The following is a 249-nucleotide window of genomic DNA, read 5'->3' as shown; positions in this document are numbered from 1 at the left end:
GGTGACCCGTACGGGATTCGAACCCGTGTTACCGCCGTGAAAGGGCGGTGTCTTAACCACTTGACCAACGGGCCAAAAATTTCAAAACTCTTCCCAAGCTTCCAACCGGGCTTGAACCGGTGACCTCTTCCTTACCATGGAAGTGCTCTACCAGCTGAGCTATGGAAGCATAATGGCTCCGCAGGTAGGACTCGAACCTACGACCGATCGGTTAACAGCCGATAGCTCTACCACTGAGCTACTGCGGAA

At 53.8% G+C, this 249-nt stretch carries 3 tRNA genes; all 3 read right to left on the bottom strand.

Features of this window, described 5'->3' with window-relative positions:
• Positions 1 to 2 precede the first annotated feature (2 nt).
• Positions 3 to 74 (bottom strand) — tRNA-Glu (locus tag JDS99_RS31380).
• Between the two features lie 22 nt (positions 75 to 96).
• Positions 97 to 169, bottom strand: a tRNA-Thr gene (locus JDS99_RS31375).
• A 4-nt stretch (positions 170 to 173) separates the two neighbouring features.
• Positions 174 to 248, bottom strand: a tRNA-Asn gene (locus JDS99_RS31370).
• Between the last annotated feature and the right edge of the window lies 1 nt (position 249).

The sequence above is a fragment of the Bacillus cereus group sp. N6 genome (genome assembly GCF_016483705.1).
Taxonomy (GTDB): domain Bacteria; phylum Bacillota; class Bacilli; order Bacillales; family Bacillaceae_G; genus Bacillus_A; species Bacillus_A wiedmannii.
Note: the sequence above shows the minus strand (reverse complement) of the source record. Positions and strands in the feature narration are given on the sequence as shown.